At 40.1% G+C, this 15744-nt stretch carries 8 protein-coding genes, 2 tRNA genes, 3 rRNA genes and 1 pseudogene; 11 read left to right on the forward strand and 3 right to left on the reverse strand.

The window, feature by feature from the left end:
• The first annotated feature begins 30 nt into the window (after positions 1 to 30).
• From A6J68_RS03175 to A6J68_RS03185, 3 genes are all read left to right on the forward strand, one after another.
• The gene (locus tag A6J68_RS03175; protein ID WP_000166137.1) at positions 31 to 2487 is read left to right on the forward strand and encodes a glycyl radical protein; all 2457 of its coding nucleotides are present in this window, start codon (positions 31 to 33) and stop codon (positions 2485 to 2487) included.
• 9 nt (positions 2488 to 2496) lie between these two features.
• On the forward strand, positions 2497 to 3165 hold the full coding sequence (locus A6J68_RS03180) for a fructose-6-phosphate aldolase (protein ID WP_000394890.1): 669 nt from the start codon (positions 2497 to 2499) through the stop codon (positions 3163 to 3165).
• A gap of 67 nt (positions 3166 to 3232) precedes the next feature.
• Positions 3233 to 4321: a glycerol dehydrogenase gene (locus A6J68_RS03185; protein WP_000862112.1), complete on the forward strand. Its 1089-nt coding sequence runs from the start codon at positions 3233 to 3235 to the stop codon at positions 4319 to 4321.
• A gap of 151 nt (positions 4322 to 4472) precedes the next feature.
• On the opposite strand, the gene cysK is transcribed toward A6J68_RS03185, so the two are convergent.
• Positions 4473 to 5399: a cysteine synthase A gene (gene cysK / locus A6J68_RS03190; RefSeq protein WP_000036952.1), complete on the reverse strand. Its 927-nt coding sequence runs from the start codon at positions 5397 to 5399 to the stop codon at positions 4473 to 4475.
• 90 nt (positions 5400 to 5489) lie between these two features.
• Positions 5490 to 6134 carry a YigZ family protein gene (locus A6J68_RS03195; protein ID WP_001108150.1) on the reverse strand — a complete coding sequence of 215 codons (645 nt, stop codon included), beginning with the start codon at positions 6132 to 6134 and terminating at the stop codon, positions 5490 to 5492.
• A 55-nt stretch (positions 6135 to 6189) separates the two neighbouring features.
• On the opposite strand from A6J68_RS03195, the gene A6J68_RS03200 reads away from it, so the two are divergent.
• The 8 genes and pseudogenes from A6J68_RS03200 to A6J68_RS03235 all read left to right on the forward strand — a co-directional run bounded on the left by A6J68_RS03200 (position 6190) and on the right by A6J68_RS03235 (position 14099).
• Entirely contained in the window at positions 6190 to 7479 is a 1290-nt protein-coding gene (locus tag A6J68_RS03200) for a DEAD/DEAH box helicase (protein ID WP_000432955.1), read from the forward strand.
• Positions 7479 to 8144 (forward strand): annotated as a pseudogene (locus tag A6J68_RS03205) (ComF family protein). The gene A6J68_RS03200 and the pseudogene A6J68_RS03205 overlap by 1 nt, the downstream one beginning before the upstream one ends.
• Positions 8145 to 8220: 76 nt before the next feature.
• Positions 8221 to 8775 (forward strand): ribosome hibernation-promoting factor, HPF/YfiA family, encoded by a 555-nt coding sequence (hpf, locus tag A6J68_RS03210; RefSeq protein WP_000599096.1) that lies wholly within the window; start codon positions 8221 to 8223, stop codon positions 8773 to 8775.
• A 322-nt stretch (positions 8776 to 9097) separates the two neighbouring features.
• A 16S ribosomal RNA gene (locus tag A6J68_RS03215) occupies positions 9098 to 10646 on the forward strand.
• A 54-nt stretch (positions 10647 to 10700) separates the two neighbouring features.
• A tRNA-Ala gene (locus A6J68_RS03220) sits at positions 10701 to 10773 on the forward strand.
• 154 nt (positions 10774 to 10927) lie between these two features.
• A 23S ribosomal RNA gene (locus tag A6J68_RS03225) occupies positions 10928 to 13830 on the forward strand.
• Positions 13831 to 13904: 74 nt separating this feature from the next.
• Positions 13905 to 14020: ribosomal RNA gene (gene rrf / locus A6J68_RS03230) — 5S ribosomal RNA — on the forward strand.
• The 16S, 23S and 5S rRNA genes sit together here with 2 tRNA genes alongside, the layout of an rRNA operon.
• Before the next feature lie 5 nt (positions 14021 to 14025).
• Positions 14026 to 14099 (forward strand) — tRNA-Asn (locus tag A6J68_RS03235).
• A gap of 215 nt (positions 14100 to 14314) precedes the next feature.
• On the opposite strand, the gene A6J68_RS03240 is transcribed toward A6J68_RS03235, so the two are convergent.
• Positions 14315 to 15667 (reverse strand): aspartate kinase, encoded by a 1353-nt coding sequence (locus tag A6J68_RS03240; RefSeq protein WP_105253159.1) that lies wholly within the window; start codon positions 15665 to 15667, stop codon positions 14315 to 14317.
• Positions 15668 to 15744: the final 77 nt, after the last annotated feature.

Raw genomic sequence — 15744 nt, forward strand, 5'->3', positions numbered from 1 at the left:
TAGTTTCGAAAGAAACAAGCGGAGGCTGTTATGACCAAACAATTACTCACTCAAAAATATACAAATGATGTTCAACAAAATTCTCAAAAGCATTTTGGCTATTTGACAGAGCGCATGTATTCTTATCGCGATAAGGTTCTTGATAAGAAACCATTCATAGATGCAGAACGTGCTATCTTGGTAACTGAAGCCTATCAAAAGCATCAGGAAAAACCTAATGTTTTAAAGAGAGCTTACATGTTGCAAAATATTTTGGAAAAAATGACAATCTATATTGACGATGAGACAATGATTGTCGGTAACCAAGCTTCATCTGATAAAGATGCTCCTATTTTTCCAGAATACACTCTAGAATTTGTTGTAAATGAACTAGACCTTTTTGAAAAACGAGATGGTGACGTCTTTTACATTACAGAAGAAACCAAAGAACAAATTAGAAATATTGCACCTTTCTGGGAAAATAATAATTTACGGGCTCGTGCGGGCGTTATGCTTCCAGAAGAAGTTCAAGTTTATATGGAGACAGGCTTCTTTGGGATGGAAGGTAAGATGAATTCTGGGGATGCTCACTTAGCTGTTAACTATCAGAAGTTACTAGAAGAAGGGCTTATTGGCTTTGAAAAAAAAGCAAGAAAAGCTAAAGCTGACTTAGATTTAACAAAGCCTGAGAGTATTGACAAATATCATTTCTATGATTCTATTTTAATTACAATAGAAGCTGTTAAAACCTATGCAGAGCGTTTTGCTATCCTAGCAAAAAAACAAGCTAAAACAGCAAATACTAAGAGACGTCAGGAATTGTTAGATATCGCTAGTATTTGTGAACGAGTGCCATATTACCCAGCTGAAACGTTTGCAGAAGCTGTTCAATCGGTTTGGTTTATTCAGTGTATTCTTCAAATAGAATCAAACGGTCATTCTCTATCTTATGGACGCTTTGATCAATACATGTATCCATATGTTAAAGCTGACTTAGAAGCTGGACGTGAGACTGAGGATTCGATCGTTGAGCGCCTAACTAACCTATGGATTAAAACAATAACTATTAATAAGGTTCGCAGCCAAGCTCATACGTTTTCGTCTGCTGGTAGTCCTCTTTACCAAAATGTAACGATTGGAGGACAAACCCGACATAAGGAAGATGCTGTTAATCCTTTATCATTTCTAGTACTAAAATCAGTCGCTCAGACACACTTACCACAGCCTAATCTAACGGTTCGTTATCATGCTAACCTAGACAAGTCATTCATGAACGAAGCTATTGAAGTTATGAAATTAGGTTTTGGTATGCCAGCTTTTAATAATGATGAAATTATTATTCCATCATTTATTAAAAAAGGAGTTTCCGAAGAAGATGCCTATGATTATTCAGCGATTGGTTGTGTTGAAACAGCAGTTCCTGGGAAATGGGGTTATCGTTGTACCGGCATGAGCTATATCAACTTCCCTAAAGTGTTATTAATTACAATGAATAATGGCATTGACCCGGCTTCTGGGAAGAGATTTGCGCCTTCTTATGGGCATTTCACCCAGATGACCTCATATAAAGAACTTAAAGAAGCTTGGGACAAAACACTTCGTTACTTAACTCGAATGAGTGTTATTGTTGAAAATGCTATTGATATTAGTCTCGAAAGAGAAGTACCTGATATTCTTTGTTCAGCTTTAACTGATGATTGTATTGGACGAGGTAAGCATTTAAAAGAAGGTGGTGCAGTATATGACTACATATCTGGTCTACAAGTTGGAATCGCTAATCTTTCAGACTCACTTGCTGCGCTTAAAAAATTAGTATTTGAAGAAAAACGCCTAACCACATTAGAAGTATGGCAAGCATTGCAGAGTGATTACGCAGGTCCGCGTGGTGAAGAAATTCGTCAAATGTTGATCAATGAAGCACCAAAATATGGAAATGATGATGACTACGCGGATAGTTTAGTACGTGAGTGTTATGATGTTTATGTTGAAGAAATTGCTAAATATCCCAACACACGCTATGGACGTGGACCAATCGGTGGTATTCGCTATTCAGGAACGTCCTCTATTTCAGCAAATGTAGGTCAAGGACGAGGTACTTTAGCAACTCCAGATGGTAGACATGCAGGAACTCCATTAGCTGAAGGTTGTTCACCATCTCATAATATGGACAAAAAGGGACCTACCTCTGTTTTGAAATCAGTTTCGAAGTTACCAACTGATGAGATTGTCGGCGGTGTACTCCTTAACCAAAAAGTCAACCCTCAAACCTTGGCAAAAGAAGAAGATAAACAAAAATTAATTGCCTTACTTAGAACATTCTTCAATCGCCTTCATGGTTACCATATCCAGTATAATGTTGTCTCACGTGAGACTTTGATTGATGCTCAGAAGCACCCTGAAAAACACCGCGATTTGATTGTGCGTGTAGCAGGTTATTCTGCATTCTTTAATGTCCTATCTAAGGCAACTCAAGATGATATTATTGCACGTACAGAACATGCTCTTTAGGAGATTATTATGGAATTTTTACTTGACACTTTAAATTTAGAAGCTATAAAAAAATGGCATCATATACTGCCACTAGCAGGTGTAACTTCAAATCCCACCATTGCTAAGAAAGAAGGAGATATACATTTTTTCCAACGCATTCGTGATGTTCGAGAAATTATTGGATGTGAAGCAAGTTTGCATGTTCAAGTAGTGGCCAAAGATTATCAAGGGATACTGGATGATGCTGCTAAAATACGCCAAGAAACGGATGATGACATTTATATCAAGGTTCCAGTTACGCCAGATGGATTAGCAGCAATTAAAACGTTAAAAGCAGAAGGTTATAATATTACAGCCACAGCAATATACACCAGTATGCAAGGTCTTTTGGCTATATCAGCTGGAGCAGACTACCTAGCACCTTACTTTAACCGAATGGAGAACCTTGATATTGATGCGACACAAGTTATTAAGGAATTAGCGCAAGCAATAGAGAGGACAGGTTCTTCTAGCAAAATTTTAGCAGCTAGTTTTAAAAACGCTTCACAAGTAACGAAGGCCTTATCACAGGGTGCTCAATCAATCACCGCGGGACCAGATATTTTTGAATCAGTCTTTGCGATGCCATCTATTGCAAAAGCTGTTAACGACTTTGCAGATGATTGGAAAGCCAGTCAACACTCAGAACATATTTAACAGAGAACGCCAACTTTTGAGGCTGTATCTTTAACATAAAATTTTTTAAAGAAGAAAGAGGTTGAGAATGAAAGTTTTCGCAAGTCCATCGCGCTATATACAAGGAAAGGATGCTTTATTCCAAAGTATTGAACATATCAAATCTTTAGGTCAGACTCCACTTATCCTTTGTGATGATGTTGTTTATAATATCGTTGGAGAAAGGTTTTTATCTTATCTACAAGACGATTTGTTACCACATCGTGTCTCCTTTAACGGAGAAGCATCTGATAATGAAATCAATCGTGTCGTTGCTGTTGCAAAAGAAAAGAATAGTGACCTTATTATTGGACTTGGGGGTGGAAAAACTATTGACTCTGCAAAGGCAATTGCAGATAAAGTTAATTTACCAGTGATCATTGCACCAACAGTAGCTTCAACAGATGCCCCAACATCAGCGTTATCAGTAATCTATACAGATGAAGGAGCTTTTGAAAAATATATTTTTTATTCAAAGAATCCAGACTTAGTTTTGGTCGATACTCAAGTCATTGCTCAAGCGCCAAAACGTTTACTAGCTTCTGGGATTGCAGATGGCTTAGCTACTTGGGTTGAAGCGAGAGCAGTCTTACAAAAAAATGGGATAGCGATGGCTGGCGGTAGACAGACTTTAGCGGGCGTGGCAATTGCTCAAGCATGTGAGCGTACTTTATTTAATGATAGTTTACAAGCTTTAGCGGCTTGTGATGTCAAAGTGGTTACAAAAGCTTTAGAAAATGTTATTGAAGCTAATACCTTACTTAGTGGTTTAGGTTTTGAAAGCGCAGGATTAGCTGCAGCTCATGCTATTCATAATGGTTTTACTGCCTTGAGTGGAGATATTCATCACTTAACCCATGGTGAAAAAGTTGCCTATGGAACGTTGACACAACTTTTCCTCGAAAATAGACCAAAGGAAGAAATTGATCGCTACATTAATCTTTACCAAGCGATTGGAATGCCAACTACACTTGCAGAACTCCATTTGGGTGATGCAACATATGAAGAACTTTTAAAAGTTGGTCAGCAAGCAACAATTGAAGGTGAAACAATACATGAAATGCCATTCAAAATTAGTGCAGAGGATGTCGCTGCAGCCCTGTTAGCAGTTGACCGCTATGTTTCAAATCATCAATAAAAACAATAGAACCAAGTGAAATTGCTTGGTTCTATTTGTCGTTTTAATATTTTAACTAAATAGGGCTTACTAGTATTTAAAGAGATATAAACTAAAAAAGATCAGACAACATATCTAATCTTTTTTAGTTATCGTTTACTGAAGATTAAAGTTATTCAAAATCATACAGGCTTGTTGATAAGTAACGTTCGCCATTATCAGGGAGAAGAGCTAAAACCTTTTTCCCTTTTCCTAGTTGTTTGGCCACTTCAATAGCAGCATAAATAGCAGCTGAAGCAGAAATTCCTGCGAGGAAACCTTCTAGTCCGCCGATGATACGTCCTGTTTCAATAGCATCGTTAGATGTAACGCGAATGATATGATCATAAGAATCTGTAGCCAATGTTTCTGGAATGAAACCTGCAGAAATCCCTTGTATTTTATGAGGCCCAGGTTGCTCACCAGAAAGGATTGCAGATTCATCAGCTTCTACAGCATAAATAGCGACATCAGGATTGACTTTTTTTAATGCACGAGAGACACCAGTAATTGTCCCACCAGTTCCCACACCTGCGATAAAAGCATCTAAACCTTTTTCACCAAAAGTCTCGATAATTTCCCTACCAGTCGTTTTTTCGTGGATTTCTGGATTGGCTTGATTATTAAATTGCAGGGGTAGCCAAGCATTTTGCTCTGCAGAAATTTCTTTTGCCTTAGCAATAGCTCCCTTCATCCCTTCACTACCAGGTGTTAGTACTAATTGAGCACCATAGGCTTGAATGATTTTACGACGTTCAATTGACATGGTTTCTGGCATAACAATAATAACATTATACCCTTTAGCTTTTCCTACCCAAGCCAAACCGATACCTGTATTACCAGATGTAGGTTCTACGATTGTATCTCCGGCTTTAAGAATCCCTTTTTGCTCTGCATCTTCAATCATAGCTAGAGCGATACGATCTTTGACAGATGAACCTGGGTTAAAGGATTCTAACTTAACGTACACCTCTGCAGCTCCTTCTGGAACAATATGATGTAATTGAATAATGGGTGTATTTCCGATTAAGTCTGTAATAGAATTATAAATTTTTGACATAAGCTATACCTCTTCATGACATTGGTTAAGAATATTATAAAACTCACATTGATTAAAGTAAAATATCAATTCTTTATCAAGTGATAGCTATTATTTATCGGTTTCAGCCTTAAAGGGAATTTCAACAATTTGACTCCCTTCTTCAGTTAACAAAGCTTTTCCTTGGTAGAACTCTGTCAAATTAGTTATTGTGTGTTCAAATTCCTTAGGGTCAACGTATATTTTACAGGTTACAGCTTCTAAAAATTCTGTTTCAAACTCCTGAAGGTGGTGCTCTTTTAGGAAGTTGTCAAAAGTTTGATATTGAGGATAAGTTAATTGAATACGAATACCAATTTGTTCTTTAACTTCTACTACCCCGATCTCTTTGATGGCATTAGCTACGCTACCAGAGTAGGCACGAATAAGCCCCCCTGTGCCTAATTTGATACCTCCAAAATACCGTGTAACGACGGCAACAACATTTGTCAGGCCTTGCTTTTCAAGTACGGTTAGCATAGGGATACCTGCTGTACCACTAGGTTCACCATCATCACTAGATCGTTTTATATCCCCTTTTTCGCCAATAACCATAGCTGAACACGAATGATTGGCTTTGTAGTGCGCTTTCTTGATTTGCGTAATATAATTACGCCCCTCCTCTTCGGACTCTACTCGCTTTAGATGACAAATAAATCGCGATTTTTTAATTTCTTCTTCGACAATTCCGTCTGATTTTATCGTTTTATAGTTCATAGAGAAATTTTACAAAAATTCTTCAAATTTAGCAAAAAAATCCGAATGAAATAATATGGAAAATTATTTAGGTAGACTTTGGACAAAAGCACAATTATCTGAGCAACTTAGAAAAATTGCAATTAACTTGCCATCTTTTATAAAGAAAGGAAGCGACTATATTTGTACTCGATGCTCTAGTTCTGTTGCCAAAAATTGCCAATTACCAACTGGAAATTATTATTGTAGAGAATGTATAGTTTTTGGAAGAGTTACTAGTAATGAAAATTTATATTATTTCCCACAAAAAACATTTTCTAAAACGAATTCTTTAAAATGGAAAGGGGGACTGACACCTTATCAAAATGAGGTTTCAGAAGAGTTGTTGAAAGGTATTTCAAGTAAGGAAAATCTTCTTGTTCATGCTGTGACAGGGGCTGGTAAAACAGAAATGATATACCACTCTATCGCCAAAGTAATTGATACTGGAGGGAGCGTTTGTATTGCCAGTCCTAGAATTGATGTTTGTTTAGAATTGCATAAGCGACTTTCAAACGATTTTAGATGTGCCATAACATTAATGCATGGAGAATCTCCTTCTTATCAGAGATCCCCTTTAACTATTGCCACAACACATCAATTGTTAAAATTTTATCATGCTTTTGATTTGCTAATTGTTGATGAAGTTGATGCTTTTCCATATGTCGACAACCCGATACTATACCATGGTGTAAAACAGGCCTTAAAGAAAAACGGAACAAGTATTTTTCTGACTGCAACTTCAACGACTGAGTTAGAAAGAAAAGTTGCAAGAAAAGAACTAAAAAAATTACATCTAGCTAGGAGATTTCATGCCAATCCGTTAGTGATACCCGAGATGGTTTGGGTAAGTGGTATCCAGAAAAGCTTGCAGACACAAAAACTACCTCCCAAATTATATCAGCTGATAAATAAACAGCGACAAACGAGATATCCTTTGTTATTATTTTTCCCCCATATTGCAGAAGGTCAGGTATTCACCGAAATGTTAAGACAAGCCTTTCCTATGGAAAAAATTGGTTTTGTTTCAAGTAAGAGCACATCTAGGTTAAAGTTAGTGCAAGATTTTCGAGATAACAAATTGTCTATCCTAGTATCAACTACCATTCTAGAGAGAGGAGTAACTTTCCCTAGCGTCGACGTTTTTGTTATACAAGCAAATCATCATTTGTTTACGAAAAGTTCCTTGGTACAAATTTCAGGAAGAGTTGGAAGAGCATTAGAAAGACCCGAAGGGCTCCTTTACTTCCTTCATGATGGGAAAAGTAAATCGATGCACCAAGCCATAAAGGAGATTAAAAACATGAATCATATAGGAGGATTTTAATGACTTGTTTGTTATGTCATGAAATAGATTTATCGCAATTAACTTTTGTGGAACTTATACTTCTAAAACCAAAGCAAAACGTAATTTGTCAAACGTGCAAGGGTAGTTTTGAAGCACTTAGTAGGGAGATGGGTTGCCAAACATGTTGCAAGCAAATCCTCCGAAAACAATGTCAAGATTGTATTTATTGGGGTAAAAAGGTATAGAGGTAAATCATTTTTCCCTTTATAGATACAATGAAGCAATGAAAAAAATATTTTTCTCTTTTTAAATTTCAAGGGGATTATTTGTTGAAAGATGTTTTTACAAAAGAAATAAAGGCTGCTCTAAAAAGGTATAAGGGCTACACTATAGTGCCAGTTCCCTTGAGTCATGAAGGATACCAAAATAGGCAATTTAATCAAGTGATTGCTTTTCTACAATCGGCAAATATACCTTATAAAAATATTCTTTCTAAAAAAGATGGAGGTAAGCAATCGGCTAATAATAAAGAAGAAAGACTCAAACAAGTTCAGCAATTTACATTAAAAAATGAGGCTGAGTTAAGGGATAACCTTTTAATTGTTGATGATATTTATACAACAGGCGCAACAATAGCACAAATCAGGAAACTATTAGAAGAAAAAGGTATAAAAAATATAAAAAGTTTTTCATTAGCACGCTAAAATCTTGCAAATTTTCATGAAAGCGGTTATAATAAGAATATAGAAAGCGTTAACAACGCAAGAAAGAGGTACTCATATGATTAAATACAGTATTCGTGGTGAAAACATCGAAGTAACAGAAGCTATTCGTGAGTATGTTGAGACCAAACTCTCTAAAGTTGAAAAATACTTTAATGAAGAACAAGAATTAGATACTAGAGTCAACCTCAAAGTATACAGAGAGAAGACCGCAAAAGTTGAAGTAACAATCTTAATAGATTCTATTACTTTACGAGCAGAAGATGTTTCACAAGATATGTATGGGTCAATTGACTTAGTTGTTGATAAAATTGAGCGTCAAATTCGTAAAAATAAAACTAAAATTGCGAAAAAATATCGTGAAAAAATTCCAGCAAGTCAAGTTTTCACAACAGAATTTGAGGCTGAGCCAGATGAAGAAGCAGTAAGCCAAAGAATTGTACGTACTAAGAATGTTAATCTAAAACCAATGGATGTTGAGGAAGCATTGTTGCAAATGGAACTTTTAGGTCATGATTTCTTTATCTATACAGATGCAGAAGATAATACGACAAATGTCCTTTACAAGCGTGAAGATGGCGAACTAGGTTTAATTGAAGCTAAAGGAAATTAACTTTGTAACATAATTTAAAAAATCTCAGAGTTTTTTCTGAGATTTTTTTAAAACCTATTGACAACAAATAAAAAATTATAGTATACTAAATGAGTTCTTAAGCGAACCTAATATTGTATTATCATTTTATAAACAACTTAAAAAAAGTGGTTGACAAAGCAGAATAAGTTTGCTAGAATATAGAAGTTGTCTCAAGAGAGGCAAAGACCTTTGAAAACTGAACAAGACGAACGAATGTGCAGGGTGGATTTACATTGTAAATCCGTCAATGACAAAAAACAATAAATCTGTCAGCGAGACAGAAAAGAGCAAAGCTCAAACTTTTAATGAGAGTTTGATCCTGGCTCAGGACGAACGCTGGCGGCGTGCCTAATACATGCAAGTAGAACGCTGAGGTTTGGTGTTTACACTAGACTGATGAGTTGCGAACGGGTGAGTAACGCGTAGGTAACCTGCCTCATAGCGGGGGATAACTATTGGAAACGATAGCTAATACCGCATAAGAGTAATTAACACATGTTAGTTATTTAAAAGGAGCAATTGCTTCACTGTGAGATGGACCTGCGTTGTATTAGCTAGTTGGTGAGGTAAAGGCTCACCAAGGCGACGATACATAGCCGACCTGAGAGGGTGATCGGCCACACTGGGACTGAGACACGGCCCAGACTCCTACGGGAGGCAGCAGTAGGGAATCTTCGGCAATGGACGGAAGTCTGACCGAGCAACGCCGCGTGAGTGAAGAAGGTTTTCGGATCGTAAAGCTCTGTTGTTAGAGAAGAACGTTGGTAGGAGTGGAAAATCTACCAAGTGACGGTAACTAACCAGAAAGGGACGGCTAACTACGTGCCAGCAGCCGCGGTAATACGTAGGTCCCGAGCGTTGTCCGGATTTATTGGGCGTAAAGCGAGCGCAGGCGGTTCTTTAAGTCTGAAGTTAAAGGCAGTGGCTTAACCATTGTACGCTTTGGAAACTGGAGGACTTGAGTGCAGAAGGGGAGAGTGGAATTCCATGTGTAGCGGTGAAATGCGTAGATATATGGAGGAACACCGGTGGCGAAAGCGGCTCTCTGGTCTGTAACTGACGCTGAGGCTCGAAAGCGTGGGGAGCAAACAGGATTAGATACCCTGGTAGTCCACGCCGTAAACGATGAGTGCTAGGTGTTAGGCCCTTTCCGGGGCTTAGTGCCGCAGCTAACGCATTAAGCACTCCGCCTGGGGAGTACGACCGCAAGGTTGAAACTCAAAGGAATTGACGGGGGCCCGCACAAGCGGTGGAGCATGTGGTTTAATTCGAAGCAACGCGAAGAACCTTACCAGGTCTTGACATCCTTCTGACCGGCCTAGAGATAGGCTTTCTCTTCGGAGCAGAAGTGACAGGTGGTGCATGGTTGTCGTCAGCTCGTGTCGTGAGATGTTGGGTTAAGTCCCGCAACGAGCGCAACCCCTATTGTTAGTTGCCATCATTAAGTTGGGCACTCTAGCGAGACTGCCGGTAATAAACCGGAGGAAGGTGGGGATGACGTCAAATCATCATGCCCCTTATGACCTGGGCTACACACGTGCTACAATGGTTGGTACAACGAGTCGCAAGCCGGTGACGGCAAGCTAATCTCTTAAAGCCAATCTCAGTTCGGATTGTAGGCTGCAACTCGCCTACATGAAGTCGGAATCGCTAGTAATCGCGGATCAGCACGCCGCGGTGAATACGTTCCCGGGCCTTGTACACACCGCCCGTCACACCACGAGAGTTTGTAACACCCGAAGTCGGTGAGGTAACCTTTTAGGAGCCAGCCGCCTAAGGTGGGATAGATGATTGGGGTGAAGTCGTAACAAGGTAGCCGTATCGGAAGGTGCGGCTGGATCACCTCCTTTCTAAGGATAAGGAAACCTGCCATTTGCGTCTTGTTTAGTTTTGAGAGGTCTTGTGGGGCCTTAGCTCAGCTGGGAGAGCGCCTGCTTTGCACGCAGGAGGTCAGCGGTTCGATCCCGCTAGGCTCCATTGAATCGAAAGGTTCAAATTGTTCATTGAAAATTGAATATCTATATCAAATTCCACGATCTAGAAATAGATTGTAGAAAGTAACAAGAAAATAAACCGAAAACGCTGTGAATATTTAATGAGTTTTCTAGTTTTAAAGAAACTAGTTTAATAAGGTTAAGTTAATAAGGGCGCACGGTGGATGCCTTGGCACTAGAAGCCGAAGAAGGACGTGACTAACGACGAAATGCTTTGGGGAGCTGTAAGTAAGCGCTGATCCAGAGATGTCCGAATGGGGGAACCCACTAGTTAATGACTAGTATCCATATCTGTTAAGGATATGAGAAGGAAGACGCAGTGAACTGAAACATCTAAGTAGCTGCAGGAAGAGAAAGCAAAAGCGATTGCCTTAGTAGCGGCGAGCGAAACGGCAGGAGGGCAAACCGAAGTGTTTACACTTCGGGGTTGTAGGACTGCGATATAGGATTAATCATTATAGAAGAATTACCTGGGAAGGTAAGCCAAAGAGAGTAACAGCCTCGTATTTAAAATGATAGATTAACCTTAGCAGTATCCTGAGTACGGCGAGACACGCGAAATCTCGTCGGAATCTGGGAGGACCATCTCCCAACCCTAAATACTCTCTAGTGACCGATAGTGAACCAGTACCGTGAGGGAAAGGTGAAAAGCACCCCGGGAGGGGAGTGAAATAGAACCTGAAACCGTGTGCCTACAACAAGTTCGAGCCCGTTAATGGGTGAGAGCGTGCCTTTTGTAGAATGAACCGGCGAGTTACGATATGATGCGAGGTTAAGTTGAAGAGACGGAGCCGTAGGGAAACCGAGTCTTAATAGGGCGCCATAGTATCATGTTGTAGACCCGAAACCATGTGACCTACCCATGAGCAGGTTGAAGGTGAGGTAAAACTCACTGGAGGACCGAACCAGGGCACGTTGAAAAGTGCTTGGATGACTTGTGGGTAGCGGAGAAATTCCAAACGAACTTGGAGATAGCTGGTTCTCTCCGAAATAGCTTTAGGGCTAGCGTCGATGTTAAGTCTCTTGGAGGTAGAGCACTGTTTGGGTGAGGGGTCCATCCCGGATTACCAATCTCAGATAAACTCCGAATGCCAACGAGATATAATCGGCAGTCAGACTGCGAGTGCTAAGATCCGTAGTCGAAAGGGAAACAGCCCAGACCACCAGCTAAGGTCCCAAAATATATGTTAAGTGGAAAAGGATGTGGGGTTGCACAGACAACTAGGATGTTAGCTTAGAAGCAGCTATTCATTCAAAGAGTGCGTAATAGCTCACTAGTCGAGTGACCCTGCGCCGAAAATGTACCGGGGCTAAAACATATTACCGAAGCTGTGGATGACACAAAAGTGTCATGGTAGGAGAGCGTTCTATGTGTGAAGAAGGTGTACCGTGAGGAGCGCTGGAACGCATAGAAGTGAGAATGCCGGTATGAGTAGCGCAAGACAGGTGAGAATCCTGTCCACCGTAAGACTAAGGTTTCCAGGGGAAGGCTCGTCCGCCCTGGGTTAGTCGGGACCTAAGGAGAGACCGAAAGGTGTATCCGATGGACAACAGGTTGATATTCCTGTACTAGAGTATATAGTGATGGAGGGACGCAGTAGGCTAACTAAACCAGACGATTGGAAGTGTCTGGTCAAACAGTGAGGTGTGATATGAGTCAAATGCTTATATCTTTAACATTGAGCTGTGACGAGGAGCGAAGTTTAGTAGCGAAGTTAGTGATGTCACACTGCCAAGAAAAGCTTCTAGCGATACATATACTCTACCCGTACCGCAAACCGACACAGGTAGTCGAGGCGAGTAGCCTCAGGTGAGCGAGAGAACTCTCGTTAAGGAACTCGGCAAAATGGCCCCGTAACTTCGGGAGAAGGGGCGCTGATTTTAGATCAGCCGCAGTGAATAGGCCCAAGCAACTGTTTATCAAAAACACAGCTCTCTGCTAAATCGTAAGATGATGTATAGGGGGTGACGCCTGCCCGGTGCTGGAAGGTTAAGAGGAGTGCTTAGCGTAAGCGAAGGTATGAATTGAAGCCCCAGTAAACGGCGGCCGTAACTATAACGGTCCTAAGGTAGCGAAATTCCTTGTCGGGTAAGTTCCGACCCGCACGAAAGGCGTAATGATTTGGGCACTGTCTCAACGAGAGACTCGGTGAAATTTTAGTACCTGTGAAGATGCAGGTTACCCGCGACAGGACGGAAAGACCCCATGGAGCTTTACTGCAGTTTGATATTGAGTATCTGTACCACATGTACAGGATAGGTAGGAGCCTATGATAACGGGACGCCAGTTTCGTTTGAGGCGTTGTTGGGATACTACCCTTGTGTTATGGCTACTCTAACCCAGATAGGCAATCCCTATCGGAGACAGTGTCTGACGGGCAGTTTGACTGGGGCGGTCGCCTCCTAAAAGGTAACGGAGGCGCCCAAAGGTTCCCTCAGACTGGTTGGAAATCAGTCGTAGAGTGTAAAGGTATAAGGGAGCTTGACTGCGAGAGCTACAACTCGAGCAGGGACGAAAGTCGGGCTTAGTGATCCGGTGGTTCCGTATGGAAGGGCCATCGCTCAACGGATAAAAGCTACCCTGGGGATAACAGGCTTATCTCCCCCAAGAGTTCACATCGACGGGGAGGTTTGGCACCTCGATGTCGGCTCGTCGCATCCTGGGGCTGTAGTCGGTCCCAAGGGTTGGGCTGTTCGCCCATTAAAGCGGCACGCGAGCTGGGTTCAGAACGTCGTGAGACAGTTCGGTCCCTATCCGTCGCGGGCGTAGGAAATTTGAGAGGATCTGCTCCTAGTACGAGAGGACCAGAGTGGACTTACCGCTGGTGTACCAGTTGTCTTGCCAAAGGCATCGCTGGGTAGCTATGTAGGGAAGGGATAAGCGCTGAAAGCATCTAAGTGCGAAGCCCACCTCAAGATGAGATTTCCCATGATTTTATATCAGTAAGAGCCCTGAGAGATGATCAGGTAGATAGGTTAGGAGTGTAATTGTGGTGACACATTTAGCGGACTAATACTAATAGCTCGAGGACTTATCCAAAAAGAGATATTGACAACGTTACGGTTTCTTGTTAGACTATAGATATTCAATTTTGAGTGAATAAGACTCAATAGTTAAGTGATAATTGCCTAGGAGATACACCTGTTCTCATGCCGAACACAGAAGTTAAGCCCTAGAACGCCGGAAGTAGTTGGGGGTTGCCCCCTGTGAGATAAGGTAGTCGCTTAGCTATAATCCGCCATAGCTCAGTTGGTAGTAGCGCATGACTGTTAATCATGATGTCGTAGGTTCGAGTCCTACTGGCGGAGTAGATAAAGGAGACTAACTTTGGTTAGCCTTTTTTTATTGGAATTATTATTCCTTAAGGTCGGCTAGCATCTTAATTGTCCGAATTTGTCAGTGATACCAAGTAGTTACGATTAAAATTGAAAAAACTATCCTATGTTCTAAATAAAATCGTCCTAAGTAAACTTACTTAGGACGATTTGTTATCTATCTAATAGTGTAAGTAGTGTAATAGGTACTATTTTTGGAAGAATGTTTCATATAGTGCTTTAATAGCTCTTTTTTCATCCTTACTGTCTATAACGAACATAATGGAGACTTCGCTTGAACCTTGTGATATCATGTTGATATTGATTTTTTCTCTTGATAAGGCTTGTGTCGCTGTTGCAGTGACTCCAATCTGACTTTTCATATTTTCACCTACAATTACGATTGTAGATAAATTGTGTTGGATGTCAACGTAATCTACTTCTAGTTTACGAGTTAGGTAATTTAAGATTTCTTGTTCTTTGATTGGTGTCAATTCTTTTTCACGTAAGACAATGGATAGATCATCTATGCCAGTTGGCATATGTTCAAAACTAATATTTAAATCCTCTAAAATTTGTAGTACTTTTCGGCCGAAACCTACTTCTCTATTCATTAAGTATTTAGATACGTTTATGCTAGCAAAACGGCTATCAGAAGCGATCCCAGTTACTGCTATGTTACTACGAGTATGCTTTAAAACTATTTTTGTACCAGGCTGTTGGGGATTATTTGTATTTTTAATAACAAGAGGGATTCTGCCACGATAGGCAGGAAGTAAAGCTTCATCATGTAAAACCGAAAAACCCGCATAGGCTAATTCACGCATTTCTTTATAAGTAAGCTCAGGGATAGCGTGAGGGTTCTTAACTACACCTGGATGCGCTGCAAATATACCATCAACATCTGTGAAGTTCTCATAAAGGTCTGCTTTTATGCCTGCTGCAATTAGGGATCCAGTAATGTCAGATCCCCCTCTTGAAAAGGTACAAATTTGGTTATCTTCTGTGACTCCAAAAAATCCAGGGATAACAAGAACCTCATTGTATAGACATAAGTTCTCAATCTTATCATAACTTCCTGGAATAATTCGTGCATTACATGGTTCTTTAGTTACAATAATTCCTGCTTCGTTTGGATGAACATATCTTGCAGGAATGTCATTTTGATTAAAAAACGTTGCAACTAACTTTGCGTTGTTATCTTCACCGGCTGCTAAAAAACAATCATATAAAAACTGATTATTTTCTATGGGAAGTGAAGCTAGCTGCTCTATAGAGCGAGTAATTTCTTCTGCAATAGTGCTTCCTAAAGACAAATCACTAATAATTTCTTGATAACGATTGATAATCCAAGTTTGGTCTTTAACAATATCTTTACCGTTAATATAATTTTGATAATATTGTATCAAAGCATCTGTCATTTTTAAGTCTTCTTCGTAGCGTTTCCCTGGAGCTGAAACGACAATAAACCGTCTAGTGTAGTCTGATTTGATAATATTTAGTACTTTGTATAATTGTTGGGAAGATGCTAAAGAGCTTCCTCCAAATTTGACTACTTTCATAGGTTACCTCAAGAATGAATTTTAGATAAATTATAACAAAAGTCAGAAAATTTGTCATTACCTCTAAATTTAAAAGA

The organism is Streptococcus sp. 'group B' (genome assembly GCF_002073795.1).
Taxonomy (GTDB): Bacteria; Bacillota; Bacilli; order Lactobacillales; family Streptococcaceae; genus Streptococcus; species Streptococcus agalactiae.